Here is a 24,854-nt window from a genome sequence, read left to right as displayed (position 1 = left end):
ATCGCGAGCGTACCCGCTCGATGGTCGACTTACGATTCGTGCCGCGTGGAACCATCGTTCGCCGGCATGTTCTGCACCACCAGCATCTGCGGGCTCGACAACGTAATCCCCGCCGCCCGCAACTGCTTGAGGATCTCGAACAGCAGATCGCTCTTCGTCGAACTCGCGATTCGCGGGCTCGACACGTAACCCGTCACGCTCAGCGTGATCCCGTCCGGCGTAAGCTGGCTGAACGTCACCGACGGCGCTGGCTTCTCGAGAATTGCCTGGTGCTCGCGATACGCATCGAGCAGCAGGTCGCGCACCTGCTCGGGATCGGTGTTCAGCGGGAACGTCAGCACCAGCGTCGCGACGCCCTGCGTGCTGTTGCCCATCGTCACGTTGCGCACGTTCTGCGAGATCAGTTGCGAGTTCGGCACGATCACGGTCGAGCGGTCGCTCAGCTGGATCTCGGTCGCGCGCACGTTGATGCGGCGAATATCGCCTTCGACGCCCGCGATGCTGACCATGTCGCCCACCTTCACCGGGCGCTCGGTCAGCAGGATCAGCCCCGACACGAAGTTCTTCACGATTTCCTGCAGGCCGAAGCCGATCCCCACCGACAACGCGCTGACGATCCACGCGAGATTGTTCCACCTGACGCCGAGCAGCCCGAGCGTCATCAGCACGAGCAACACGTAGCCGACGTTGGTGAACAGCGTGATCAGCGACACGCGCATGCCCGTATCCATGCCGAGCGCGGGCATGAACTCGCCGTCGAGCCAGCGGCGCAGCGAGCGCAGCAGGTACAAGCCGATCGCGAAGCCGATCACGGCGTTCATGATCCGGTCGGGCATGATGTTCAGGCTCTGCAGCCGCTGGCTGCCGATCATCGCGACCGCGCTGTCGAGCAGGTCGCTCGGCGTGGTGCCGAAGCCGCCGGTCAGCAGCGCGATCGCCGCGATCAGCATCAGCAGGCTCGTGCCGAAGCCGGACAGGACCGTGCGCGCCTGGTCGAGGTGGCGGTCTTCGAGCGCGAACAGATGCTTGATCTGCTGGCCCGACGACAGGCTCGACGAGAACAGGCTTTCGCTCGCGTCGCGCGTCAACTGGATCAGGATGTAGGTCGCGCACAGCACGATCTCGAACCACACGAGCTCGTACGTGATGAAGCGCGCGACCGTGATGTAACCGATCAGGAGCGCGATCAACGAAGCGACGATCGCGAGCGTGACGCCGGCATGGATCAGGCCGGCGAGCGTCGAGCGTTGCTCGGGTGCCTCGCCTGCCGCCGCGAGTGCGCTGCGCGCGCGGTTCGCGCGCAGCAGCGATGCGCCGACCGTCAGCGCGACGACGAGCGATACGATGCCGCGGCCGAGCAGCGTGACCGACAGGCTGGTATCGACGATCCGGTTGATCGATTCGAGCGTGCCCGACACCAGCAGCAGCGCGGCCAGGATGCTGGGGAACGGCTTCATCGCGAGCGCGACCGGGTCGGCGAGCGCAGGCAGTCGCCACGACGGATGCTTCGTGCAGAGCAGGGCGCGGCCGAGCCCGGCGATCAACGCGCAGGTTGCGGCGAGTTTCGCGAACTGGTCCCACAGATCGGACAGCGACGGCGTGAGTTCGTAGTGGCGCGCGACGGCGAGGTAGAAAATCTGAATCGCGATGGCCGTCGCGAGGAAGGTCGACAGCGCGGTCGACAGCGCGAGCGCACTGCGGCGCAAGCGGGTGGGCGGCAGACGGTTCAGCGCGATCCACGCGAGCCCGCGCTCGATGAGCCGGCGGCCGCCGAGCCATGCGGCGAATGCGGCGATCAGCAGCAGCGTGGTGATCGCCCGTTGCCCGGGGACCCACGACGAATGCAGCATGTCGAACAGTTCGCCGTTGAAATCATCGAGCCGCTGGCGATCGTCCGGCGCCAGGTGGAACAGCGGCAGCCAGAACTGCGCGCTGAAGATGCTGCCCGAACGGAACGCGAGCTGGTTCTTCAGCAGGCTGCGGTGCAGCTTCGCGAACTGCTCGGTCAGGTTCGCGAGGCTCGCCTTCTGGTCGGCGGCCTGCTTCAGCGCGGCGTCGATCTGGGTCTTGCGCGCGTCGAGCGCGGCCCGCTGCTTCGCGACGGCTGCCGTTTCCGGTGCGGCGCCCTCGGCCGGCGGCGGGCCGAGCACGTCGAGTTGCGCCTGGACCTGCGCGCGTTGCGGCGTGAGATCGCTCTGCAGTTTCGCGACATCGGTGCTCAGTTCCTGCGCCGAATCGTCGAGCGCGTCCAGCTCCTTGCTGTTGGACGTGGTCGAGGTCTGCTGCTTGATGCGGTCCAGCTCCGCCTGCATCTGTTTGAGCTGGGCGACGGCGTCGGGCAGCGAGATGGCCGGCACGGATGCGCCGACGCCGCTCGCGACGGGAGCGGAAGCGGCGGCCGGGAATGCCGACGCGGTCGCGATGGCCGCGAACTGCAGCAGCGCGATCAGCGCGATCCGGCGGGCGTACGTGGATAGTCGTTGTATGGACATGGAATGCTTACGATTTGCCGACAATGCCGGTTGCCGAAAGGCAGCCGGAAGCCGGTAGTTGGCCCGCTAGCATGTTACCGGGGCGCGGAGCGCGTGGTTGTACCGATTGCGTCTCGTCGTCCGCGGCGATACCGGCGGCGCGTGCCTGCGCGAAACAGCGCGGCAACCCCGTCGTTACCGGCCCGCGCGCGTGGCCGATGGCACCGGAGCGCCGCGCGGACGCGCTTTCCGTGCCCGACACACGGTTACGCAAGTTACACATTATCAGGCGGGAAAATGGGGCATCGGATTGTTTCGGCGCCTGGAACGCGTCCGGCCGGCTGCCTTGCCCATGCGTCAAACGGGCGTGCCGGTACAATGCAGCGATCCGCCCGGCGGCGGTTCGGCGGACGACGCACAACACGACACGATCAGGAGACGCGCCCAAGATGGCCTCAACGGACAGCCTTTGCCAGGCACCTGCCCAATCCCCCTCCATCGACCCCGGTTCCATTTCGGCCCGCCTCGACCGCCTGCCGCCGACGCGCAGCGTCTGGAAGCTCGTGGTGCTGCTGAGCCTCGGCTTCTTCTTCGAACTCTACGACCTGCTGTACAGCGGCTACATCGCGCCGGGCCTCGTGAAAAGCGGCATCCTTTCCGCGACCACGCACGGCCTGTTCGGCACCACCGGCGTCGCGAGCTTCATCGCCGCGCTGTTCTCCGGGCTCTTCATCGGCACGATCGCGTGCGGCTTTCTCGCCGACCGCTTCGGCCGCCGCGCGATCTTCACGTGGTCGCTGCTGTGGTACACGGCCGCCAACATCGTGATGGCGTTCCAGGACACCGCGGCGGGGCTGAACTTCTGGCGCTTCGTCGTCGGTCTCGGCCTCGGCGTCGAGATGGTGACGATCGGCACGTACATCTCCGAACTCGTGCCGAAGCAGATTCGCGGCCGCGCGTTCGCGTGCGAGCAGGCGGTGGGGTTCGTCGCGGTGCCGGTGGTCGCGTTCCTCGCTTACCTGCTCGTGCCGCACGCACCGTTCGGCCTCGACGGCTGGCGCTGGGTCGTGCTGATCGGCGCGCATGGCGCGCTGTTCGTGTGGTGGATTCGCCGCGAACTGCCGGAAAGCCCGCGCTGGCTCGCGCAGCAGGGCCGGGTCGACGAAGCCGACCGCATCATGTGCGCGCTCGAGGCGAAGGTGGAAGCCGAATACGGCCGGCCGCTGCCGCCGCCGGCACCGGCCGAACCCGTCCCGCCGCGCGGCAGCTTCCGCGACATGTGGGTGCCGCCGTATCGCAGCCGCACGATCATGATGACGATCTTCAACGTGTTCCAGACGGTCGGCTTCTACGGCTTCGCGAACTGGGTGCCGACGCTGCTGATCAAGCAGGGCATCACGATCACGTCGAGCCTGATGTATTCGAGCGTGATCGCGCTCGCGGCGCCGATTGGCCCGCTGATCGGTCTCGCGATCGCCGACCGCTTCGAGCGCAAGTCGGTGATCGTCGCGATGGCGGCGGCGATCGTCGTCTGCGGGCTGCTGTTCAGCCAGACGAAGGTGGGTGCTTTCCTGATCGTGCTCGGCATCGGCCTCACGCTGGCGAGCAACATCATGTCGTACAGCTTCCACGCGTACCAGGCCGAGTTGTTCCCGACGTCGATTCGCGCGCGCGCCGTCGGCTTCGTCTATTCGTGGAGCCGCTTCTCGGCGATCTTCTCGTCGTTCGTGATCGCGGCCGTGCTGCGCGGTTTCGGCACGTTCGGCGTGTTCGCGTTCATCGCGGGCGCGATGGTGATCGTGATGGCGGCAATCGGTTGGATGGGGCCGCGCACGAAGGGCATCGCGCTCGAAACCATCTCGAAGTAGTGGGCAGGTGCGCACGCGTGTCGCACGGTTCGTTGCGGCATGCGTGCGAGGCGGTCACAGGTTTCCGGTTTGGGCCGTCCGGTCGCCAAGTTACTTTGTTGTGCGAATCAACTGGGAAGTGCGATCGAACCGGCTCGATCTCGCACGCGCTCGGCCACAGACGAAACGTCAACACACGAGCCTGCCACGCTACGAATACGCAAGCGGAAACGAGTTGAAACAAAGCGTGACGAAGCGCAATTTCGCCGTGAATTCGCGATTTCCATCGCAGCCGATTCGCATATGGACGAGTAAAATGAAGGGCCTGACGACTCATTAGCCGCCATCGGAGCGCCCGCGTTGCATCGGCGAACGGCTCCGCCGCGAAGAGGCGTCGGCGCCGGGCGCATGCGATGCGCCGGACGTGTCGATGGCTTGCGCGGAAGATGCGCCGCTCGCAACAGCACGCTGCGGCGGCCGGATCGGCCGATGGCTTCGAACGTATGATTCTTGCCCACCTGGCGCGGCAATTTGCAAAGCCGCGTTGCCGTCACCGCGCAGTCGCCGCATATGTGTGGCTCGCTGCGACGGTGTCGATTTCCGTTCTCGCCGAACGGCCTGCCTTTGCCGCGCCCGACGCGCCGTCGTCGGCCGTGCAATCGTCATCCGGTGCGTCGCCTGCATCGGCGGCCTCTCTCACGCATCCCGCTTCGTCCGCGCAGGCAGCGTCGGGCGCATCGGCCGCCGCGCCGACATCCGCCGCGTCACAAGCGAATCACGTGAATCGCGCGGAACCCGCGAGCGCGGCATCGGGTGCGTCGGCTGCATCCGCCGCGTCGGCCACCGCGCCTGCGTCGGCCGCATCCGGCACGCCTGCCAGCGAGGCCGAGCCGGCTCCACCCACTCCGCCGCGCCGGCATCCGCCGTTGTCGGCCGAGGAGGCGCAGAACGCGACGACGCGCGCGCTCGACATGCGCAAGCGTTTCACGCAGGAAGTCACGCGACGCCTGAACGTGCCGGCGAGCGAGCAGCGCGCGTATGGCGAGCGGCTCCAGCAAGCGCTCGCCGATGCGGATCTCGGCGATCTCGCAGGCGAATACGTCGCGATGGTCGACCGTGCGCCGAACGTGCAGGCGCTGTTCATCTATTTCCGCGCGACGCCGGCCAATGCGTGGCTGATGATCGGCGCATCGCCGGTCGGCACCGGCTTGCCGGGCCAGTACGACCATTTCCTGACGCCGCTCGGCGTGTTTCATCACTCGCCCGACACGATGGATTTTCGCGCGGAAGGGACGACGAACGAGAACGGCATTCGCGGCTACGGGCGCCGCGACATGCGCATCTACGACTTCGGCTGGGTGGACGGCGAGCGCGGCTGGGGCAAGGGCGGCGTGTCGCCGATGCGCTTCCAGATGCATGCGACCGATCCCGACCGGCTCGAGGCGCTGCTCGGCATCCGGCACTCGAAGGGGTGCGTGCGGATTCCCGCGTCGCTGAACACGTTCCTCGACCGGCACGGCCTGCTCGACGACGATTACCAGGCTCGCGTGGAGGCCGGCAAGTCGCTGTGGGTGCTGCGTCGCGATCGCGACGTCACGCCGATCGCGGGCCGCTATCTGGTCGTGATCGACAGCGCCCGCAAGACCCGCCCGGCGTGGTCGCCGATGCCGGGGCGCGGCGCATGGTCGAAGCTGCCGAAGGGTGGCGACACGGCGGACTGAGCGCCGGTGCGCCGAACGCGGGCGGCGCAAGGATGAGAATAAATCTGTTTTATCGAGATATAAAGAAAGCAAACTTTTATGATCCGATCCGGGTTCGTATAGTCGAGTCCAGTTTCGCGGAACCCTGCCGCGCCTGGACCACCACCGACCACACGACCCGCATGAAAACTCTCTACAAGCTCGCTCCGCTCGCGATGCTCGGCGCCTTCGCGACCCATGCCTGTGCGCAAAGCAGCATCACACTGTACGGTCTCATCTCGGCCGGTGTCGGGTTCGCGACGAACCAGGGCGGCAAGAACGCGTGGCAGGCGCTGTCCGGCACGAACCAGAACCCGCGCTGGGGGCTGAAGGGCAAGGAGGATCTCGGGCAAGGGCTGTCCGCGGTGTTCCAGCTCGAGAACGGCTTCAACGTGATGACGGGCACGGCCGCACAGAACGGCCGCGAGTTCGGGCGCATGGCGTACGTCGGCCTGGCCGACCGCACTTACGGCTCGCTGACGTTCGGTCGCCAGTACGACGCGATCCACGACTACATCGGGCCCGTGATCATCGCGAGCAACGGCGTGAACATCGGCGACAACGACAACGGCTACAACGACATTCGCGTGCAGAACTCGGTGAAGTACGTGAGCCCCGTCTACTACGGGCTGAAGTTCACCGCGCTGTACGGCTTCAGCAATGCGACCGGTTTCGCGAACAACAGCGCGTACAGCTTCGGGCTCGGCTACGAACGCGGCCCGCTGCGCTGGAGCGCGGTCTATGCGCAGTACAACCATCCTTACAGCGCGACGAACCAGGACGGCGCGATCGCGAACGACTACGCGTCGCCGCTGCTGATCTTCAGCAAGAGCGCGATGACGCCGGCCGCGTATGCGAGCCGGCAGCGGATCGCGGGCACGGGCGGCTTCTACACGATCGGCCGCGCGCAGTTCGCCGCGATGTTCACCGACGTGCGCTACGATTACCTCGACAATTCGCACCTGCACCTGCAGAACCTCGGCGTGAACGTCGTCTACACGATGACGCCGCAGCTCTTTCTGGGCGCCGCGTATGCGTTCACGAACGGCAAGTACGACGTGATCGACAAGCGTCCGAAATGGCATCAGGTGAACCTGCAGGCCGACTACTTCCTGTCCAAACGCACCGACGTCGCGCTGACGGTGATCGCGCAACAGGCGGCCGGCGACGCGGATCATGCGCAGATCTTCGCGTATGCGCGTTCGACCGGCACGCGCCAGATGATGGCGACGCTCGGCGTCCGGCACGTCTTCTGAGCACCCGACCATGAGCCATCCGATCGCATCCCGCCGCACCTTCCTGAAACTGTCCGCCGCGCTGGCCGGCACCGCGCTGCTGCCCGAAACGGGCGCATTCGCGGCCGGCGACGCTGCCGCGCGCCGCACGGTGATCATCGATACCGATCCGGGGCAGGACGACGCCATCGCGATCCTGTTCGCGCTCGGCGCGCAGGACCGGCTCGACGTGCGCGCGCTGACGGCCGTGGCGGGCAACGTGCCGCTCGACCTGACCGAACGCAATGCGCGGATCATCCGCGACTGGGCCGGCCGCACGACGACGCTTCCGGTGTATGCGGGCTGCCCGCGCCCGCTCGTTCGCGAGCTCGTGACGGCCGCGAACGTGCACGGCAAGACGGGGCTCGAAGGCGTCGAACTGCACGCGCCGCGCGCACCGCTCGCCGCCGGTCACGCGGTGTCGTACCTCGTCGATACGCTGAGCCGCGCGGCGCCCAACAGCGTGACGCTGTGCGCGCTCGGCCCGCTGACGAACATCGCGACCGCGCTGGTCGAAGCGCCGCAGATTCGCGCCGCGCTGCGCGATATCGTGCTGATGGGCGGCGCGTTCTTCGAGCGCGGCAACATCACGCCGGCCGCCGAGTTCAACGTCTACGTCGATCCGCAGGCGGCCGACGTCGTGTTCGGCAGCGGCGTGCCGATCGTCGTGCTGCCGCGCGACGTCGCGGTGAAGGCGCCGATCACGCCGGCGCGCGTCGCACCGTTCCGCGCGCTCGGCAACCGCTGCGGCGCGATCGTCGCGGACATCATGGAGGCGGAGCTCGCATACAACAGGAAGCGGCGCGGGATCGACGACGCGCCGATGTACGACCCGACGGCCGTCGGCTATCTCGTCGATCCGACGCTGTTCGGCGGACGCAAGGTGAACGTGGTGGTCGAGACGACCGGGCAGTGGACGCTCGGCGAGACGATCGTCGACTGGAACGGGCGCAGCGGCCGTGCGGCGAACGCGACGTGGATCAACGAGGTCGACGCGGACCGCTTCTACGCGACGCTCGTCGCGCGCATCGCGAAGCTGCCCTGAGCGCGCTCGGCAAGCGCGGCGAACGCGGCATCAGATGTGCTTCGCAATCCATTCGCGGCACGCGCGCACGTGCGGGCCGCGATCGTCGGCAGCGAGCGAGATCAGCGAGATCGCGCGCGTGACGCGCGGTTTGTCGACGCGTAGTGCGACGAGTTCGGGATCGTGCAGATGCATCGTGTAGAGGCTCGGCAGCACGGCGATCGCGAGGCCGTTGCGTGCGAGCGCGTAGAGCGGCTCGGTGTATTCCATCCGGTACGTGACGTTCAGGCGCAGCTTCCCGGCGCCGCCGGTGCGATGCAGCGATTCGCTGACGCTGCCGCGCACGAACACAGCGAGTTCGCGATCGACGAGCTTCGCCCACGTGACGCTCTTCGCGCGGGCGAGCGGATCGTCGTGCCGCACGACGATCACGATCTCGTCCTCGAACAACTGTCGGTAGCGCAGCGTGCCGTCGTCGGTGTCCGGTTCGCGCACGCCGATGCCGAGATCCGCGACGCCGTCGCGCACCGCTTCGACGAGCGCGCTGTTCGGCAAATCGGTGAGCGTGAAGCGCAACGTCGGATGCGTGCCGCGCAATGCGTTGAGCGCGGGCAGCAGGCGGCCCGCGACCGACGGAATGAACGCGATGCGCACGGTCTGGATGCGTTCGCCGATGAGCCGCGTCATGTCGTCGAAGGTGCCGCGCGCCTGGTTGAGCAGGCGTTCGGCGAGCGGTAGCACGGCTTCGCCGGCAGTGGTCAGCGTGAGTCGATGGGCGGTGCGTGCGAACAGGCGGCCGCCGAGCAGGAACTCGATCTGGCGGATCGACGCGGTGAGCGCCGGCTGCGTGAGCGACAGCGCCTGCGCGGCTTGAGTGAAGCTGCGTGCATGCGCAAGGACGACGAAGTGCTGGACCTGCCGCAGCGTGAGCGCGGGGAGCAGCGACGAGCGGTCGGACATCGGGCAATAACGGTCGGGATGCGGTACGCGGCAGTATAAGGCCGCGCTGCACGAACCGACACGGGACAATATTCGGAATCACAGGAGAACCACCATGTCAGCGACTGACACGATGCCGGCGCGCGCGCCGGCCAACTGGCTCGAACGCCGCTTCGCGCTCGCCGCGCGCGGCACGAGCGTGCGCACCGAGACGATCGCGGGCGTCACGTCGTTCCTCGCGGCCGCGTACCTGCTCGTCGTGATCCCGTCGCTGCTGGCGACGGGCGGGATGGAGCGCGGCGCGGCGACGACCGCGACGATCGTCGTGTTCGTGCTGTTCACCACGCTGATGGGGCTGTACGCGAACCTGCCGTTCCTCGTCGGCCCCGGCATCGGCGGCTCGGTGATCATCGGCGTGACGCTCGCGACGACCGAGCACGTCGGCTGGCAGACGGGCCTCGGCATCGCGTGCGTGTCGGGCGTGCTGTTCTTCCTGCTGACGATCCTCGGCGCGCGCGGCGTCGTGGTGCGGCTGATTCCGGTGCAGATCAAGCTCGGCCTCGGCGCGTCGATCGGGCTGTTCGTCACGATGCTCGGGCTGCGCAATGCGGGGATGGTCGTCGCGAACGCGAAGACCAACGCGTTCGCGCTCGGCGACTTCTCGCGGCCGGGCGCGCTCGTCGCGCTGATCGGTCTCGCGACGGCGATCGTGCTGCAGGCGCGCAAGGTGCCCGGCGCGATCCTGATCGCGATCCTCGTCGCGGCCGCGGCCGGCGTGCCGCTCGGCGTCACGCATCTGCCGGCGTCGTTCGTGTCGCTGCCGCACAGCATCGCGCCGATCGCGTTCAAGCTCGATATCGGCAGCGCGTTGAGCCTGGCCGCCGCGCCGTACCTGTTCGCGTTCTTCGCGGCGGAATTCTTCTCGACGCTCGGCACCGCGCTCGCGGTCGGCGCGAAGGCGAACCTGCTCGACGAACAGGGCAACCTGCCGAACATCAACCGGCCGTTCCTCGTCGATTCGCTCGCCGCGACGCTCGGGCCCGTGTTCGGCATTCCGGCGCTGACCGCGCTGATCGAATCGGCTGCAGGCGTCGAAGCCGGCGGCCGCAGCGGGCTGTCGTCGCTGGCGGCGGCCGTGCTGTTCGCCGCGATGTTGCTGTTCGTGCCGGTCGCGCTCGCGATCCCGAAGGAGGCGACCGCGCCGGCGCTGATCCTGATCGGGCTGTCGATGTTCGCGACGATCCGTCATACGCATTTCGACGACTTCACCGATGCGCTGCCCGTGATGTCGATGGTACTGCTCACGCTGATGTCGAACAGCTTCGGCACCGGCATTGCCGGCGGGCTGCTGTGCTACGTGCTCGTCAAGCTGCTGGCCGGCCGCTGGCGCGACGTGTCGTGGGGGCTCGTCGTACTCGCGATCCCGCTCGGCTATTACTTCTGGACCGTCGTGAAGCCGCACTGAGAGACGGCTTGCGCGACGCATCGCACTACCGCAAAAGAGACTGACATGAAGGGAACACCAGGCAACGTCCCGGCCACGCGCACGGGCATCGAGATCACGCCGGCCCATCGGGCCTTCTTCCACGCGTTGCCGAAGGTCGAGCTGCATTGCCACCTGCTCGGCGCGGTGCGGCACGATACGTTCGTCGCGCTGGCCGAACTCAGCGGCGCGCCGATCGAGCGTGCGGAGATCGACGCGTTCTACGCGCGCGGCGAGAAGCCGGTCGGCGTGCTGCACGTGCTGCGCGCGCTCGACCGGTATCTGCTGACGCAACCCGACGACCTGCGACGAATCGCATACGAGTATCTGGAAGACGCGGCCGCGCACAACGTGCGGCACGCGGAATTCTTCTGGAATCCGACAGGAACGGTGCGGGTATCGGGCATCGCGTATGCGGACGCGCAGGCCGCGATCGTGACCGCGATCCGCGACGCCGCGCGCGATTTTCGAATCGGCGCGCGCCTGATTCCGAGCATCGATCGCGAGCAGGATCCCGACGAAGCGGTTGCGGTCGTCGAGTGGATGAAGGCGAATCGCGCGGACGAAGTCGCGGGGCTCGGCATCGACTATCGCGAGAACGACCGGCCGCCCGAGCTGTTCTGGAAGGCGTACCGCAATGCACGCGCGGCCGGCTTTCGCACGACCGCGCATGCGGGCGAATTCGGGATGCCGTGGCGTAACGTCGAGACGGCCGTCGATCTGCTGCAGGTCGACCGTGTCGATCACGGCTATACGATCGTCGACAATCCCGAGCTGTGCGCGCGCTACGCGGAGCGCGGGATCGTGTTTACCGTAGTGCCGACGAATTCGTACTATCTGCGCACGCTGCCGCCGGAGCAATGGGCCGAGCGGCATCCGATGCGCAAGATGCCCGGCCTCGGGTTGAAGATTCATCCGAACACCGACGATCCGACGTTGCACAAGGTCGATCCGAGCGAGGCGTGGGAACTGATGTTCAGTCATTTCGGCTTCACAGTGGCCGACTTGAAGCAGTTCATGCTGAACGGGATCGACGGCGCGTGGGTCGACGATGCAACGAAGGCTGCGTGGCGTGCCGCATGGTCCCCGGAGTTCGATGCGCTCGCTGCAGCGCTCGCGGCGGGTTGAACGCGTTTCCTGGCTCAGCCCTTCGCCGGCACGATCAACGGAAGAACCGCAGCCAGTCGAACAGGCCTGAATGCTGCGCCGCACGCCGCCTCGGCGCCGGTGCGCTGCGCGGCCGGAAGTCCGGCGAGAACTGCACGTGCGGATCGATCGCATGCGCGCGCAGCGCCGCATCGTAGAACGATCCGACGATCGGCAGCGCGCTGTGCGCGCCCGCGCCCCAGTAGTCGCTGCGCAGCGTCACGCTGCCGTCGTCGAAGCCGACCGACGCGCCGGCCACCAGTTGCGGATGCATCAGGATGAACCAGCCATCCGTGTTGTCCTGCGTCGTGCCGGTCTTGCCCGCGACGTCGATCCGAATTCCGTAGCGCGAGCGGATGTCGGCGCCGGTGCCGTAATCCACGACGCCGCGCATCGCGTCGACGAGCGTCTGTGCCGCGGCCACCGGTAACGCACGCTCGGGCGGCGCACTGCCGAACGCGGCGAGCACCTTGCCGTCGCGATCCTCGATGCGCGTGATCATCTGCGGCGCGACGTACACGCCGCGGTTCGCGATCGTGCCGTACGCGGACACCATTTCCTTCAGCGTGACGGGGCTCGTGCCGAGCGCGAGCGACGGCACCGCGTCGAGCGGGCTGTCGCGCACGCCCATCGCGCGCGCGAGCTGCGCGACCTTCGCGGCGCCTTCGTGCTGCATGACCTGCGCGGTGATGCGGTTGCGCGACAGCGCCAGCCCGTCGCGCAGCGTCATCGGCTCGCCGGTCGGCGGCTCCGCATCGGTCGGACGCCACACCGAGTGCGCATCGATCGGGATCGCGACGGGGCGGTCGACGAACGTGTCGCCCGGCCGCATCCTGTCCGCGAACGCGGCCGCATAGACGAACGGCTTGAAGGTCGAACCCGGCTGGCGCCGCGCCTGCGCGACGTGATCGAACGGCGCGCTGCCGAAATCGGGGCTGCCGACCCATGCGCGGATCGCGCCGTTGCGCGGATCGATCGCGACGAAGCCGGCCTGTACCTGCGTCTTGCGCTCGCACAGCGCCCGCATGAATGCGCGATTCGCGCCGAGCTGCTTCAGTGCAATCCCGTCGGCGAGCCCGGTGTCGCGTGCCTGCCGATACTCGGGCGTCTGGCGCATGAAGCCGCGGAACAGATCGTTGCGCAGCCCGCAGCCGGACGGCCCGCGCCACGCGCCGTCGGCGATCGCCTGCAGCCGTTCGGTCTGCCGCGTCAGCGCTTGCGTGGCCATGTCCTGCAGTCGCGCGTCGAGCGTCGTGCGCACGACGAGGCCGTCCGAGTAGAGATCGTGGTCGTTGCGGTCGGCCCACGCGATCAGCCACTTGCGCAGTTGCACCGCGAAATGCGGCGCGAGGCCCGGCTGCGCCGTCTGCGGCTCGAAGTCGACGCGCAGCGGCTGGTGCTGCAGTTTCGCGAGTTGCCGCGGCGACAGCATGCCCATCTGCGCCATCCGGCCGAGCACGATGTTGCGCCGCTGGATCGCGCGTTCCGGATTCAGCACCGGATTGTAGTAACTGTTGCCCTTCAACATCCCGACGAGCGTCGCGCTTTCCGCGATGTCGAGCTGGTCCGCCGACTTGCCGAAGTAGGTGCGCGCGGCCATTTCGACGCCGTAAGCGTTGTACAGGAACGGCACGGTATTCAGGTAGGTTTCGAGAATCTCGTCCTTGCTGTACACCGATTCGATCTTGAACGCGGTGATCAGCTCCTTCATCTTGCGCGTGAGCGTCGGCGCGCGACCGACTTCGTCGGGGTACAGATTGCGTGCGAGCTGCTGCGTGATCGTCGAGCCGCCCTGGCGGCTGCCCGAGAACGTATGCAGCCCGGCCGCGAGCGTGCGGCGCCAGTCGATGCCGTGATGCGCATAGAAGCGGTGATCCTCGGTCGCGATCAGCGCGTCGACCATGTGCGGCGAGATCTGCTTGAGCGGCACCCATTCGCGGTTCACGGGCCGGAATTCGGCGATCAGCTGGCCGTCGGCCGACAGCACACGCGCGGGGCGGTCGATGCGCGCCTTGCGGATGTCGCCGATGCTCGGCGTGAACGGAACGAACGCGAGCAGGACCAGCAGGCCCAGCACGGGAATCGCGGCGAGCGTCAGCGCCACGCCGCGCCGGGTCGGATGGCGCAGGCGATGCAGCGCGCCGGCGCACGGTGCGCGCACGCGCGTGCGGCACACGGCGGCGAGCGGCGCGACACGGGCGCGGCAACGGAGCCACGCATCTCGGAGAAACGGCACGAAGCGATTCAAGGCGGCAGGGGGCGCGGAACGAAGACGCGCGATCCTAGCAAACGGAACCCGCGCGCCGACCGCCGAAACGGCCGTTTGCTTGCAGGATTTACAGACGATTACGTTTGTTGCCCGCCGCCAACCTTTTATCGCGCGCGGGGCCGCGATTCCACCGACGAAACCACGTCCGCGAGCCGCTGCGCGGCCGCTTCCATCTGCGCGCGGCCGAATCCGCCGAAGCCGAGCACGAGCCCGGGGCGCGCCGTGCCGGGCGCGAACATCGGCGACACCGCACGCACCGCGACGCCGGCCCGGGCGGCGCGCGCGACCACGTCGAGATCGTCGATGCCCGCCGCGAGCCACAGCACGACGTGCATCCCCTGGTCGCCCGGCTGTACCCACGCGCGCTCGCGCGGCAGCCGCGCGCCGAGCGTGTCGATCAGCAGCGCGCGCTGTTCCGCATAGACGCCGCGCACGCGGCGGATGTGGCGATCGAGATGGCCTTCGGCGATGAACGCGGCGAGCACGTGCTGGTCGGCGGTCGGCGCGTGGCGGTCCATCAGCGCGCGCGCGCCGCAGAACGCGGGCACGAGATCGTCGGGTGCGATCACGTAGCCGAGCCGCAGCGACGGAAACAGGATCTTGCTGAAGGTGCCGAGATAGATCACGCGGTCGGGCGCGAGGCCCTGCAGCGACGGGAACGGATAGCCTTCGTAGCGCAATTCGCTGTCGTAGTCGTCTTCGACGACCCATGCGCGGTGCGCGCCCGCCCACGCGAGCAGCGCATTGCGCCGCGCCATGCTCAGCGGCATGCCGAGCGGGTACTGGTGCGACGGCGTGACGAACGCGGCGCGCGCATCGGGCGCGAGACGCACGCCCGCGTCGACGTCGAGGCCGTCGGCGTCGACCGGCACGCGCACCATCGCGTCGCGCCGCCCGGTGCTTTCGAGCAGCGCGGTGATGCCGCGATAGGCCGGATTCTCGACCCACGCACGATCGTTCTCGCCGAGCAGCACCTGGCTCGCGAGATGCAGCCCCTGCTGCGTGCCGCTCGTGATCACGACCTGACCGGCATCGCAGCGCACCGAGCGCGACCGGCGCACGTAGTCGGCGATCGCCTCGCGCAGCGGCAGCGCGCCTTGCGGATCGGCATAGCCGGACGGCGCGCCGGCGCCGCGGGCGCGCAGGCGATTGCCGAGCCGGCGCCAAATGTCGTCGGGCGCGGTGAGGCCGACCGGCACCGAGATCGCGAACGGCATGGCCGGCAGCGGACTGAATTCGTGGGCGATCCGCGCGAAGGTGGCGGCGGGCTCGGGCAGGCCGTCGCGCACCGGGCGCCGACGCCGGGCGGGCGGCTCGGGCTCGGTGCCGGGCGCCGCCTCCGCGAGCGCGTTCGCGACCCGCGTGCCCGCGCCGCCGCGCGATTCGAGAAAGCCTTCGGCGACGAGCTGCGCATACGCGTCGACGACGGTGCCGCGCGCCACCTGCAGCGACGCGGCCAGCAGCCGCGTGGAAGGCAGCGCGTCGCCGGGCCGGACGTCGCCGCGGCGCACCGCGTCGCGCAACGCCTGCGCGAGCTGGCGGCTCAGGTCGCCGGCTGCGCGGTCGAGCGCGCCGAGCGACGGGATTTCGACGATCCGGGCCGTTCTTGCCATGATTCTGGTCTGCTGAAATTGTTTTAAACCGGCTCTACAGGATAAACCAGTTTGCAGCCACAATCGAACCATGACGGGCCAGCACCCGCGCCATTTCCCACCCCGTACGACCGTGGAGCCGACATGTACATTCCTGCCGATTACAACGAGCCCAACCCCGACGCGCTGCGCGAGCTGATCGTGCAGCATCCGTTCGGCAGCCTGATCACGCACGGCAAGAACGGGCTCGACGCGATCCATATTCCGTTCGTGCTGATGCCCGACGACGACGGCGGGCTGGGCGAACTGCACGCACACGTCGCGCGTGCGAATCCGGTCTGGCAGGACGTCGCGGACGGCGACGAGGTGCTCGCGATCTTCCGTGCCGGCGACGCATACATCTCGCCGGGCTGGTATCCGAGCAAGCAGGCGACGCACCGGGAGGTGCCGACGTGGAACTACCGGGTCGTGCATGCGCACGGCCGCATCACGGCGCGCGACGACGAGAAGTTCGTGCGCGGCGTGGTCGCGCGGCTGACGCGCACGCACGAAGCGTCGCAGCCGGTGCCGTGGAAAATGGGCGACGCGCCGCAGGACTTCATGGACGGGATGCTGCAATCGATTGTCGGGCTGGAGATCAAGATCACGCAGCTCATCGGCAAGCGCAAGCTCGGGCAGAACAAGCCCGAGGCCGATATTCGCGGCGCGGGCGAAGCGCTGGTCGCGAACGGCAATCTCGCGATCGGGAAGGCGATGCTGGCGGAAGCCGACTACAAGAACGAATAACTGGGCGGCCGCCAGATGAGGGCGGCCGTCGCTGAGATCAGATATGCAGTATGCGTACGCTCAGGAATGTCAAAAGCCAATGTATTGAGACGGCGATTGCAAAATATCCGAAGATGACTTCCGGGCGACGGCGGCGAGCGAACAGGCCGAAACCCAATGCTGCAAAGATGGCGGGTGGTCCGAACACATGGATAAACAGCAAGAGAGTCGAATGAAGGGTGGGGGCGCATGCGTCAACACCACCACCGCATTCGCCAGGGTGAGGTGCACAAAATCGTGCAAAACTGGCGCATATGCGCGCGTCTATCGCCGCCCATACAACGACGCTGATAAAGCCAGAGATAGCGAAAGCGACTGCGGCGAGAAAGCGTCGCATCATTTGATTTCCCAAAAATGGATCTGTTTAGCGTTGCGGAGGTCGGACCAACCAAAATCTGTTCCAGGCAAGAACGCCTGAAAACCGAAGGCCCGGCCAAACGTCGCTACAACACCGGGTATGCTGCTGACGGTCAGTCGTGATCCGCTCCATAAATCTATATGGCCACCACTCGCGTTCTCGGCCGATTCGCCACTGCGCGTCCAGTATCTTGAGAAGTGGATGATGCCGGTGCGGCCTTTGACCTTCGACTCCCAATCCTTCCCAGTAATGTTTTCGGCTTTAGGAAGACCTGCGAACGGCTGTAGCTGCAACCATGCACCCAGCTCATCAGCACGTGTTGCGGTGGGCTTCCCGTCAAGCAAGATACGGCCGATCGTCTTTGCGCCCGACATCGGTTTGACGTTCCTTGCATTGAACGACTTCATTCCGATACCGACACGGTGCAGAGTTACGCTAAGGCGAATGGCGCATTGATTGGCATACGTCGGATCGCGGTACGGATTGCCGGACGGGAAGTTATCCCAAAGCTCTTTGAAGGCGACTCCTGCTAATGGCACCTCTTTCTCAGAATCTTTCGTGTCGGTAGTCCGGATTTTCGTGGGCTCGGTGTGTGGCATCGGTTACTCCCCGTTTCGCTTTGACAGCGCGTCATCACCCCAGTAGACGGTGTAATCGCTTGCCTCGTTACCGGTATGGATGCGGGGAAGTTTTCCGCTTGAATCAAGACGCCCGAAATGCATACGACCGTCAGACGTTTCGATATAGTAGGGCAATCCTTCCGTTACCTCCTTGGTCGCCCTTACCCGCTCGTCGAAAGCGCCTTTCCTGATCGATGTGATTCCGCCTGTCAGCGTGCGGCTCGAAATGACTTCCCCGAGACCTTTTATCCCGTCATTGCACCAAGCTTCGCCGGCAAGCAATGCAACGATGTGCGGTGGAGTAGCGCAGTCGCACAGGACGACGTCGTTATCCAGCGCGACCTCTCCCCGAAGCTTGATCCGGTATGGGCCGCCGGCTTTTGCGATGGTGCCGACTTTTTGGCACACGGTACAGAATGCGTTACCCCCGATCAGGGCGGCTTGATGCCCGTGTACAAGAAACGGCGGGCCGTCGTATGCGTTAACCGTCCCACCGCTTGAAAGACTATCGCCCACGACTGCAATTCTTCTTTTCATTGATCGGCCCTCTCGGAAAGCCGTCATCGTAGCCGTGTCGCGCAATAGCGCATCTCGATATTGATAGGGTTCCTTGAACCACGCACGTTTAAAGCGGTAATTGTCAGGAGGAAACACACCCACTGCGACTCATGCATCCCAGGTGGGTGGGTTTGACGTTTCCGAATTAGTTTCCCCGCGGCTGCATACCATCTATTGCTGTCGTGCTCGACCTTCTCCCGCCTGCGCAAGCGCCCCCCGAATCGTGGCCTCCGTCTTGTCGTACCCGCCTTCGCCATACCGCGTATAGACGATCTTGCCGTTCGCGTCGATCAGGTACAGCGCGGGCCAGTACTGGTTGCCGTACGCGCGCCACGTGTCGTAGCGGTTGTCCTGCGCGACCGGATACCGGATGTCGAAGCGCCTGATCGCATCGGCCACGTTCTTCGCGTCGCGTTCGAACGGATATTCCGGCGTATGCACGCCGACCACGACGAGCCCCTGGTCGCGATACTTCCGATACCAGTCGTTCACGTACGGGATCGTATGAATGCAGTTGATGCACGAGTATGTCCAGAAATCGACGAGCACGACCTTGCCGCGCAACTGGTCGAGCGTCAGCGGCGGGCTGTTGTGCCAGCGGTCGATGCCGGTGAAACCGGGTGCCGTCGTGCCGGCCGGCGACGCCTGCACGCCCGCGTCGTCGCGGGTGCCGGCGAAGGCGGCGAGCCCGGCCGTGGCGGCGAGGGCGATGACGAGGGCGGCGGTCTTGAGTCGGGGCAGCATGGCGTTCTCCTGATCTTTGGGGGCCGTGGCGCGATGGCGGCGGCCGGGACGGGTTTCGACAGGCCCCATTAGGCGGCGCCGACGTATCTGCGATGTGTCCGGCCGGCCGCGCATGTGCAATGTTGTGTGTCGCTGCGGCGGCGCGATACATTGGGATACAAACGCGCGGCCGCCGTGCGGTATAAAAGCGGACATCGCCCGCCCGAACGAACCCGACACCGATACCGACAACGACTCATGGACAAGATCGACCACGTGCTGATCGTCGACGACGATCGCGCGATCCGCGAACTGATCGCGGACTACCTGGAGAAGAACGGCATGCGCGTGTCGCTGGCCGCGAACGGCCGCGAGATGCGCAACGTGCTGGATGACGGCGCGCCCGACCTGATCGTGCTCGACCTGATGCTGCCCGGCGAGGACGGCCTGACGCTGTGCCGCGACCTGCGCGCCGGCAAGTTCCGCACGGTGCCGGTGCTGATGCTGACCGCACGCGGCGAGGAAACCGACCGCATCATCGGCCTCGAGATGGGCGCCGACGATTACCTGGCCAAGCCGTTCGCGGTGCGCGAGCTGCTCGCGCGGATCCGCTCGGTGCTGCGCCGTGCGCGCATGCTGCCGCCCGGCATGCAGGTGACGGAAACGGCCGCGCTGCTCGCGTTCGGCGAATGGCAGCTCGACACGACCGGGCGCCACCTGCTCGACGCCGACGGCACGCTGGTCGCGCTGAGCGGCGCCGAATACCGGCTGCTGCGCGTGTTCCTCGACAATCCGCAGCGCGTGCTGACGCGCGACCAGTTGCTCAACCTCACGCAAGGGCGCCAGTCCGACCCGTTCGACCGCTCGATCGACCTGCTCGTGAGCCGGCTGCGCCAGCGCCTGCGCGACGGCGCGCGCGAACCGCGCTACATCAAGACGCTGCGCAACGAGGGCTACGTGTTCTCGTCGGCCGTGACCGCCGTCGGCGGTACGCCATGAGCGCGCGCATGCCGTGGCGCTGGCCGCGCTCGCTGTTCGCGCGGCTCGCGCTGATCCTGTGCGTGGGCCTCGCGCTCGCGCAGACGCTGTCGTTCTGGCTCACCGTGACCGAGCGCGACCAGGCGACCACGAACCTGATGATGGGCTACATCGAGCGCGAGGTCGCGAGCTCGGTCGCGCTGCTCGACCATCTGCCGCCGGCCGAGCGCACCGCGTGGCTGCCGCGCCTTGCGCGGCGCAGCTATGCGTTCATCCTCGGGCCCGGCCAAACCGGCACGCCGCCGGAGGCGCGGCTGTCGGCGCGCGTCGAGCGCTCGATTTCGGACGGCATCGGCGGCGACTACCCGCTGACCGCGAATTCGATCCCCGGCGACCGCGAACATCTGCAGGTGCATCTGCGGCTGACCGACGGATCGCCGCTGACGATCGACATCCACCCGATGTCGACGGTGCCGCTGTCGGGCTGGCTGCCGGCCGTGCTCGTGGTGCAGCTCGCGGTGCTGGCCGCGTGCTGCTGGCTCGCGGTGCGGCTCGCCACGCGGCCGCTCAAGCAGCTCGCGCAGGCCGCCGACGCGCTCGGCCCCGATCTGAAAGGCGAGCGGCTGAGCGAAGAGGGGCCGTCGGAAGTCGCGCGCGCCGCGCGGGCATTCAACGCGATGCAGGACCGCATCGCGCAGTACATGGCCGAGCGCATGCAGATCCTCGCGTCGATCTCGCACGATCTGCAGACGCCGATCACGCGGATGCGGCTGCGCGTCGACGTGATGGACGACGACACGCAGGGTGCCAAGCTGCGCCAGGACCTGCTGGAGATGGAGCATCTGGTGAAGGAGGGCGTCGCGTACGCGCGAACGCTGCACGGTACCGAGGAAGCCGCGCGCCGCATCGATCTCGACGCGCTGCTCGACAGCATCGTGTACGACTACACGGATGCCGGGCAGGACGTCGCGCTGCACAGCCGCGCGCCGCTCGCGCTCGTCACGCGGCCGAAGGCGCTGCGCCGCATCGTCGGCAACCTGGTCGACAACGCGCTGAAGTTCGCGGGCGCGGCCGAGATCGACGTGCAGGCGGCGCCGGACGGCGGCGCGGTGATCGCGGTGCTCGATCGCGGGCCCGGCATTCCGGACGATCAGCTCGACGCGGTGTTCGAGCCGTTCCGGCGCGTGGAGACCTCGCGCAATCGCGATACGGGCGGCACGGGGCTCGGCCTCGCGATCGCGCGGCAACTCGCGCTTGCGATGGGCGGCACGCTCACGCTGAACAACCGGCCCGACGGCGGCGGGCTCGAAGCGAGGCTGACGCTGAGAAGCGCGGGATGACGCGATGCGGCGCGCGAGCGTCGCGGTTTCGGTCGCGGGCCGATGCGTGTGACGGGTGCGATGTGTGCGATGTCGTACGCGTTGCGGATGCGCGTCAGCAGCGGCCGGTGCGCAGCGCGACGGTCCAGTCGTCGCGGCCGCGCGAAGCCGCGACGGCGGCGGCCGTGTGCCAGTCGTATTCGACCGCATGGAATTCGACGGTCCAGCCGGCCGCCGTGCGCGACACCATCGCGTAGCGCGCATGGGGCGAGCCGGTCTCGATCCGGTGCGGATGCGGCAGGTCGTCCGCGTACGCCTGCAGCCCGACGCTGCCCGGATTGACGATCAGCCGGCCGTCGTCGAGCTTCGCGGTACGCGGCACGTGCGTGTGGCCGCACAGGATCAGCGACGCCGCCGTGTCGCCCGCGCGCTGCGCGACCTCGTCGGGCGTGGCCGCGCGGCAGCCGTCGGGCGTGACCGTTTCGAGGAAATAGACGAGATCGCTGGCCGGTGTGCCGTGCACCATCAGCACGTCGCCGTCGAGCATCAGGCGTTCGGGCAGCGCGGCGATCCAGTCGAGCTGGTCGGCGCGCAGCGTGTCGTGCGCCCAGCGATCGGACAGCCGCATCGCGTCGCGATCGTAGGTGAGCAACTGCCGTTCGTGATTGCCCTTGACGGTCGGCAGGCCGAGCGCGATCAGGCGGTCGGCCGTCTCGGCCGGATGGAGCGCGCCCGACACGATGTCGCCGAGATTGACGATCACGTCGGCGCCGCGGCGGCGGACGTCGTCGAGCACCGCGTCGAGTGCGGCGAGATTGCCGTGGATGTCGGACAGCGCGGCGATTTTCATGGCGGGGCGTCGATGAGGGGAGCGGCGATTGTCGCGCAATTCGGCGCGGGCCGTCCAATCGCGTCGCGGCGTCGGCGCGCGAGGCCGCGGGCGGCGCGTCAGTCGGTCGCGAGCCGTGCGTACATCGCGAAATCGCCCGGCGTGCCGCGCACCATCTTGTAGGCGCGCAGCAGCCCTTCGTAGCGGTAGCCGCACTTCTGCAGCACGCGCGCGGAGCCCGCGTTGCCGGTCAGCACGACGGCCTGCATGCGGATGATGCCGCCGTGCGCGAACGCCCACGCGGTGACGGCTTCGCATACCGCGCTCGCGATGCCGCGCCCCCAGTGCGACGGCGCGAGGTCGTACGCGATCTCCGCGGAGCGGTTCACGGTGGACACCGTATGCAGCCCGATCGTCCCGGCGAGCGCGCCCGACGCCGTGTCGACGATCGCGAGACGCCGGACCGAATCCGGATCGGCCGATTCGATGTCGTCGAACAGCGGCAGCAGATCGTCGGGCGAGCGCAGGTTCCAGCTCGTGTGACGGACGACGTCGGGATTCGACAGATACGCGTACCACGCGTCGAGGTCCGCGCGTTCGAGTTGCCGGAGCGACAGGCCGGGGAATCCGGAGCGGGGCGGTGCGGCGATTTTCATCGGACTGCGCCTACGCGGCATGGCGTCGGTACAGCGCCAGCGACCCGGCGAGCGCGACGAGCATCGCGCCGCACGTGCGTTCGAGCCACAGCGCGCCCGAGCGCTTCAGCAGCCGCACCGCGCGTGCGCCGAGCAGCGCGTAGCCGAACATCACGACGCCGTCGAGCAGCGCGAACGTGACCGCGAGCGCGACGTATTGCGGCGCGAGCGGCGCCTGCGGATCGAGGAACTGCGGCAGGAACGCGGAGAAGAACAGATAGCCCTTCGGGTTCGTCACCGCGGTCAGGAAGCTTTTCGCGAAGATCGACGCGTGGTGTCCGGAGGCCGTGCCGCCTTGCGCGGCCGCGACGTCGAGCGATCCCTTCGACATCAGCAGCCGGATGCCGACATAGGCGAGGTAGGCGGCGCCGAGCCATTTCACGACCGAGAACCAGAACGCCGACGCCATCAGCAGCGCGCCGAGGCCGAGCGCGACCGCGACGATCAGCACGAAGTCCGACAGCATCGCGCCCGCGAAACCGTAGGCCGCGCGGCGCACGCCGTAGCGCGAGCCGTTGGTCAGCGCGAGTAGCACGGTCGGGCCGGGTGTCGCGATGCCGACGAACGCGACGGCGGCGAAGATCAGCAGGGTCGTTTCATGCATGAAGAAGCTCCCGGTGGAAGGCGCGCAGCCGATTATCGTCCGCGTCGCCCCGCGCTGTACAGGCGCGACGGCCGCACGCCGGGCCGCGCATCCGACTATCTCAATTTTGACAAGAAACTGTTGTCATTATTCCGCTTTGGAACGGAACCGGTTCCAACTACCATACCGGCCGCAGCGGGCATGCCCGCCGCTTCGTCGCGCGCGAACGTCACCGGCCTCGCACCGCCGGCGGATGTCGGCGCCCGCGCGCTACTCGCCATAGCCAGAACAACGGGTTCACCGCCCGGAGACATGAAACCATGAACAAGCAACTGATCGCAGCCCCGCTGCTGCTCTCGCTCGCGGGTATCGCCGCCGCGCAAAGCTCCGTCACGCTGTACGGCATCGTCGATGCGGGCGTGACCTATCGCAGCAACGAACGCGTCGGCTCCGCGGGCGCATACACCGGGCATTCGAGCGTCGGGCTCACGACCGGCAACCTGTCCGGTAGCCGCTGGGGCATCAAGGGTTCCGAGGATCTCGGCGGCGGGATGCGCGCGCTGTTCGTCCTCGAGAACGGCTTCGACATCACCAACGGCACGTCGGGCCAGGGCGGCCGCCAGTTCGGCCGGCAGGCGTTCGTCGGCGTCGGCAGCGACCGCTACGGCACGATCACGCTCGGCCGCCAGTACACGTCGCTCGACGATTTCGTGAGCCCGGTCGGCCCGTCGTCGTTCATCGGCGGCTTCGGCGCGCACCCGGGCGACATCGACGATCTCGACCAGACCGCGCGCGTCGACAGCGCGATCAAGTACACGAGCGCGAACTACTCGGGCTTCACGTTCGGTGCGCTGTACGGCTTCGGCGGCCAGCCGGGCAGCATGAAGCAGCGCAACACGTGGAGCGTCGGCGCCGCGTACGCGGCCGGCCCGCTGCGCGTGGGCGTCGGCTACGAGCGCTCGGACAACAGCAAGACGGGCGCGACCGATCCGACGGCGGGCAAGTGGCAGAGCACCGACGACGGCCTGTTCAATTCGTCGATCAACGAAGGCTACGCGAGCGCGCAGTCGCAGCAGGTGATCGCGACGGGCGCGACGTACGACTTCGGCCCGGCCGTCGTCGGCGTGAACTACAGCAACGTGCAGTACCGCGGCGGCGCGCAGTCGCTGTTCAGCGGCCACGCGACCTTCAACGTCGCGGGCGTGTTCACGCGCTGGAACGTGCAGCCGCAGACGCAGCTGTTCGCCGGCTACAGCTATACGCGCGGCAGCGACGTCGACGGCATCGACAATCGCGCGCAGTATCACAACGTCACGCTCGGCGCCGTCTACGACCTGTCGAAGCGCACCAGCGTGTACCTGCTCGGCGCGTATCAGCATGCGTCCGGCACGACGCTCGACGCGCTCGGCCGGCCGGTGGCCGCGACCGCGTCGGTGTCGGACAAGGCGAACGGCCATTCGTCCGATTCGCGGTCGCAGGCGATCGTGAGCCTGGGGCTGCGCCAGAAGTTCTGACGCAGCGATCGTTGCGCATGCAACGGGGCCCGCTGCCGCTACGCTGCGGGCTCCGTCGTGTGCAGGCT

General features: G+C 67.6%; 21 protein-coding genes. 10 read left to right on the top strand and 11 right to left on the bottom strand.

Features of this window, described 5'->3' with window-relative positions:
- Positions 1-29: 29 nt before the first annotated feature.
- On the bottom strand, positions 30-2,492 hold the full coding sequence (locus WS89_RS01455) for a DUF3772 domain-containing protein (RefSeq protein ID WP_059789269.1): 2,463 nt from the start codon (positions 2,490-2,492) through the stop codon (positions 30-32).
- Between the two features lie 428 nt (positions 2,493-2,920).
- On the opposite strand from WS89_RS01455, the gene WS89_RS01450 reads away from it, so the two are divergent.
- The 4 genes from WS89_RS01450 to WS89_RS01435 all read left to right on the top strand — a co-directional run bounded on the left by WS89_RS01450 (position 2,921) and on the right by WS89_RS01435 (position 8,376).
- On the top strand, positions 2,921-4,339 hold the full coding sequence (locus WS89_RS01450) for an MFS transporter (RefSeq protein ID WP_059789268.1): 1,419 nt from the start codon (positions 2,921-2,923) through the stop codon (positions 4,337-4,339).
- Positions 4,340-4,731: 392 nt separating this feature from the next.
- Positions 4,732-6,039, top strand: coding sequence for a hypothetical protein (locus WS89_RS01445; RefSeq protein WP_082741754.1), 1,308 nt, complete (start codon positions 4,732-4,734; stop codon positions 6,037-6,039).
- A gap of 161 nt (positions 6,040-6,200) precedes the next feature.
- A complete protein-coding gene (locus WS89_RS01440) occupies positions 6,201-7,313 on the top strand; it encodes a porin (RefSeq protein WP_059500546.1) in 1,113 nt (370 codons plus the stop codon).
- Between the two features lie 10 nt (positions 7,314-7,323).
- The gene (locus WS89_RS01435; RefSeq protein WP_059789266.1) at positions 7,324-8,376 is read left to right on the top strand and encodes a nucleoside hydrolase; all 1,053 of its coding nucleotides are present in this window, start codon (positions 7,324-7,326) and stop codon (positions 8,374-8,376) included.
- Between the two features lie 30 nt (positions 8,377-8,406).
- On the opposite strand, the gene WS89_RS01430 is transcribed toward WS89_RS01435, so the two are convergent.
- A complete protein-coding gene (locus tag WS89_RS01430) occupies positions 8,407-9,315 on the bottom strand; it encodes a LysR family transcriptional regulator (protein ID WP_059500548.1) in 909 nt (302 codons plus the stop codon).
- A 94-nt stretch (positions 9,316-9,409) separates the two neighbouring features.
- Between WS89_RS01430 and WS89_RS01425 the strand changes: the two genes are divergently transcribed.
- Positions 9,410-10,759, top strand: a complete 1,350-nt coding sequence (locus tag WS89_RS01425) for an NCS2 family permease (protein WP_059789265.1) — start codon at positions 9,410-9,412, stop codon at positions 10,757-10,759.
- Positions 10,760-10,804: 45 nt separating this feature from the next.
- On the top strand, positions 10,805-11,905 hold the full coding sequence (gene add, locus WS89_RS01420; RefSeq protein WP_059789264.1) for an adenosine deaminase: 1,101 nt from the start codon (positions 10,805-10,807) through the stop codon (positions 11,903-11,905).
- 34 nt (positions 11,906-11,939) lie between these two features.
- Here add and WS89_RS01415 read toward each other — a convergent pair whose 3' ends face one another.
- Together WS89_RS01415 and pdxR are read right to left on the bottom strand one after the other, a co-directional pair.
- Positions 11,940-14,171 (bottom strand): penicillin-binding protein 1A, encoded by a 2,232-nt coding sequence (locus WS89_RS01415; protein WP_059789263.1) that lies wholly within the window; start codon positions 14,169-14,171, stop codon positions 11,940-11,942.
- Between the two features lie 125 nt (positions 14,172-14,296).
- Positions 14,297-15,805 carry a MocR-like pyridoxine biosynthesis transcription factor PdxR gene (pdxR, locus tag WS89_RS01410; protein WP_059500552.1) on the bottom strand — a complete coding sequence of 503 codons (1,509 nt, stop codon included), beginning with the start codon at positions 15,803-15,805 and terminating at the stop codon, positions 14,297-14,299.
- Positions 15,806-15,928: 123 nt separating this feature from the next.
- Here pdxR and WS89_RS01405 point away from each other — a divergent pair, with 123 nt between their 5' ends.
- Positions 15,929-16,570, top strand: a complete 642-nt coding sequence (locus WS89_RS01405; protein ID WP_059789262.1) for an FMN-binding negative transcriptional regulator — start codon at positions 15,929-15,931, stop codon at positions 16,568-16,570.
- 37 nt (positions 16,571-16,607) lie between these two features.
- Here WS89_RS01405 and WS89_RS31560 read toward each other — a convergent pair whose 3' ends face one another.
- The 4 genes from WS89_RS31560 to WS89_RS01400 form a co-directional block, all read right to left on the bottom strand.
- A complete protein-coding gene (locus WS89_RS31560; RefSeq protein WP_082741757.1) occupies positions 16,608-16,946 on the bottom strand; it encodes a hypothetical protein in 339 nt (112 codons plus the stop codon).
- Positions 16,946-17,566, bottom strand: a complete 621-nt coding sequence (locus WS89_RS31555) for a type VI secretion system amidase effector protein Tae4 (RefSeq protein WP_082741753.1) — start codon at positions 17,564-17,566, stop codon at positions 16,946-16,948. Before WS89_RS31555 ends, WS89_RS31560 begins: the two co-directional genes overlap by 1 nt.
- A gap of 3 nt (positions 17,567-17,569) precedes the next feature.
- Positions 17,570-18,247, bottom strand: coding sequence for a PAAR domain-containing protein (locus tag WS89_RS31550; RefSeq protein WP_373558377.1), 678 nt, complete (start codon positions 18,245-18,247; stop codon positions 17,570-17,572).
- 69 nt (positions 18,248-18,316) lie between these two features.
- Positions 18,317-18,889, bottom strand: coding sequence for a thioredoxin family protein (locus WS89_RS01400; RefSeq protein ID WP_059789261.1), 573 nt, complete (start codon positions 18,887-18,889; stop codon positions 18,317-18,319).
- A 237-nt stretch (positions 18,890-19,126) separates the two neighbouring features.
- On the opposite strand from WS89_RS01400, the gene WS89_RS01395 reads away from it, so the two are divergent.
- Complete coding sequence (locus WS89_RS01395) at positions 19,127-19,867, top strand: response regulator (RefSeq protein ID WP_034204138.1); 741 nt, start codon at positions 19,127-19,129, stop codon at positions 19,865-19,867.
- Positions 19,864-21,186, top strand: coding sequence for an ATP-binding protein (locus WS89_RS01390; protein WP_059500556.1), 1,323 nt, complete (start codon positions 19,864-19,866; stop codon positions 21,184-21,186). The genes WS89_RS01395 and WS89_RS01390 overlap by 4 nt, the downstream gene beginning before the upstream one ends.
- 94 nt (positions 21,187-21,280) lie before the next feature.
- Here the strand turns inward: WS89_RS01390 and WS89_RS01385 are convergent, their stop codons facing one another.
- The 3 genes from WS89_RS01385 to WS89_RS01375 form a co-directional block, all read right to left on the bottom strand.
- Entirely contained in the window at positions 21,281-22,015 is a 735-nt protein-coding gene (locus WS89_RS01385; RefSeq protein WP_059500557.1) for a metallophosphoesterase family protein, read from the bottom strand.
- Positions 22,016-22,113: 98 nt separating this feature from the next.
- Complete coding sequence (locus WS89_RS01380) at positions 22,114-22,650, bottom strand: GNAT family N-acetyltransferase (RefSeq protein WP_059789260.1); 537 nt, start codon at positions 22,648-22,650, stop codon at positions 22,114-22,116.
- Positions 22,651-22,660: 10 nt separating this feature from the next.
- Positions 22,661-23,293: a LysE family translocator gene (locus WS89_RS01375; protein ID WP_059789259.1), complete on the bottom strand. Its 633-nt coding sequence runs from the start codon at positions 23,291-23,293 to the stop codon at positions 22,661-22,663.
- A gap of 299 nt (positions 23,294-23,592) precedes the next feature.
- Here WS89_RS01375 and WS89_RS01370 point away from each other — a divergent pair, with 299 nt between their 5' ends.
- Positions 23,593-24,786 carry a porin gene (locus WS89_RS01370; RefSeq protein WP_059500560.1) on the top strand — a complete coding sequence of 398 codons (1,194 nt, stop codon included), beginning with the start codon at positions 23,593-23,595 and terminating at the stop codon, positions 24,784-24,786.
- Positions 24,787-24,854 lie beyond the last annotated feature (68 nt).

The sequence above is a fragment of the Burkholderia sp. MSMB1072 genome, from assembly GCF_001524725.1.
Lineage (GTDB): Bacteria > Pseudomonadota > Gammaproteobacteria > Burkholderiales > Burkholderiaceae > Burkholderia.
This window is presented reverse-complemented; position numbering and strand designations above follow the sequence as displayed.

Excerpts from the sequence above, each read along its gene's own strand:
- WS89_RS01455 (WP_059789269.1), bottom strand. The coding sequence starts at position 2,492 with ATGTCCATACAACGACTATCCACGTACGCCCGCCGGATCGCGCTGATC.
- WS89_RS01450 (WP_059789268.1), top strand. The coding sequence starts at position 2,921 with ATGGCCTCAACGGACAGCCTTTGCCAGGCACCTGCCCAATCCCCCTCC.
- WS89_RS01445 (WP_082741754.1), top strand. The coding sequence starts at position 4,732 with ATGCGCCGGACGTGTCGATGGCTTGCGCGGAAGATGCGCCGCTCGCAA.
- WS89_RS01440 (WP_059500546.1), top strand. The coding sequence starts at position 6,201 with ATGAAAACTCTCTACAAGCTCGCTCCGCTCGCGATGCTCGGCGCCTTC.
- WS89_RS01435 (WP_059789266.1), top strand. The coding sequence starts at position 7,324 with ATGAGCCATCCGATCGCATCCCGCCGCACCTTCCTGAAACTGTCCGCC.
- WS89_RS01430 (WP_059500548.1), bottom strand. The coding sequence starts at position 9,315 with ATGTCCGACCGCTCGTCGCTGCTCCCCGCGCTCACGCTGCGGCAGGTC.
- WS89_RS01425 (WP_059789265.1), top strand. The coding sequence starts at position 9,410 with ATGTCAGCGACTGACACGATGCCGGCGCGCGCGCCGGCCAACTGGCTC.
- add (WP_059789264.1), top strand. The coding sequence starts at position 10,805 with ATGAAGGGAACACCAGGCAACGTCCCGGCCACGCGCACGGGCATCGAG.
- pdxR (WP_059500552.1), bottom strand. The coding sequence starts at position 15,805 with ATGGCAAGAACGGCCCGGATCGTCGAAATCCCGTCGCTCGGCGCGCTC.
- WS89_RS01405 (WP_059789262.1), top strand. The coding sequence starts at position 15,929 with ATGTACATTCCTGCCGATTACAACGAGCCCAACCCCGACGCGCTGCGC.
- WS89_RS31560 (WP_082741757.1), bottom strand. The coding sequence starts at position 16,946 with ATGCGACGCTTTCTCGCCGCAGTCGCTTTCGCTATCTCTGGCTTTATC.
- WS89_RS31555 (WP_082741753.1), bottom strand. The coding sequence starts at position 17,566 with ATGCCACACACCGAGCCCACGAAAATCCGGACTACCGACACGAAAGAT.
- WS89_RS01400 (WP_059789261.1), bottom strand. The coding sequence starts at position 18,889 with ATGCTGCCCCGACTCAAGACCGCCGCCCTCGTCATCGCCCTCGCCGCC.
- WS89_RS01395 (WP_034204138.1), top strand. The coding sequence starts at position 19,127 with ATGGACAAGATCGACCACGTGCTGATCGTCGACGACGATCGCGCGATC.
- WS89_RS01390 (WP_059500556.1), top strand. The coding sequence starts at position 19,864 with ATGAGCGCGCGCATGCCGTGGCGCTGGCCGCGCTCGCTGTTCGCGCGG.
- WS89_RS01385 (WP_059500557.1), bottom strand. The coding sequence starts at position 22,015 with ATGAAAATCGCCGCGCTGTCCGACATCCACGGCAATCTCGCCGCACTC.
- WS89_RS01380 (WP_059789260.1), bottom strand. The coding sequence starts at position 22,650 with ATGAAAATCGCCGCACCGCCCCGCTCCGGATTCCCCGGCCTGTCGCTC.
- WS89_RS01375 (WP_059789259.1), bottom strand. The coding sequence starts at position 23,293 with ATGCATGAAACGACCCTGCTGATCTTCGCCGCCGTCGCGTTCGTCGGC.
- WS89_RS01370 (WP_059500560.1), top strand. The coding sequence starts at position 23,593 with ATGAACAAGCAACTGATCGCAGCCCCGCTGCTGCTCTCGCTCGCGGGT.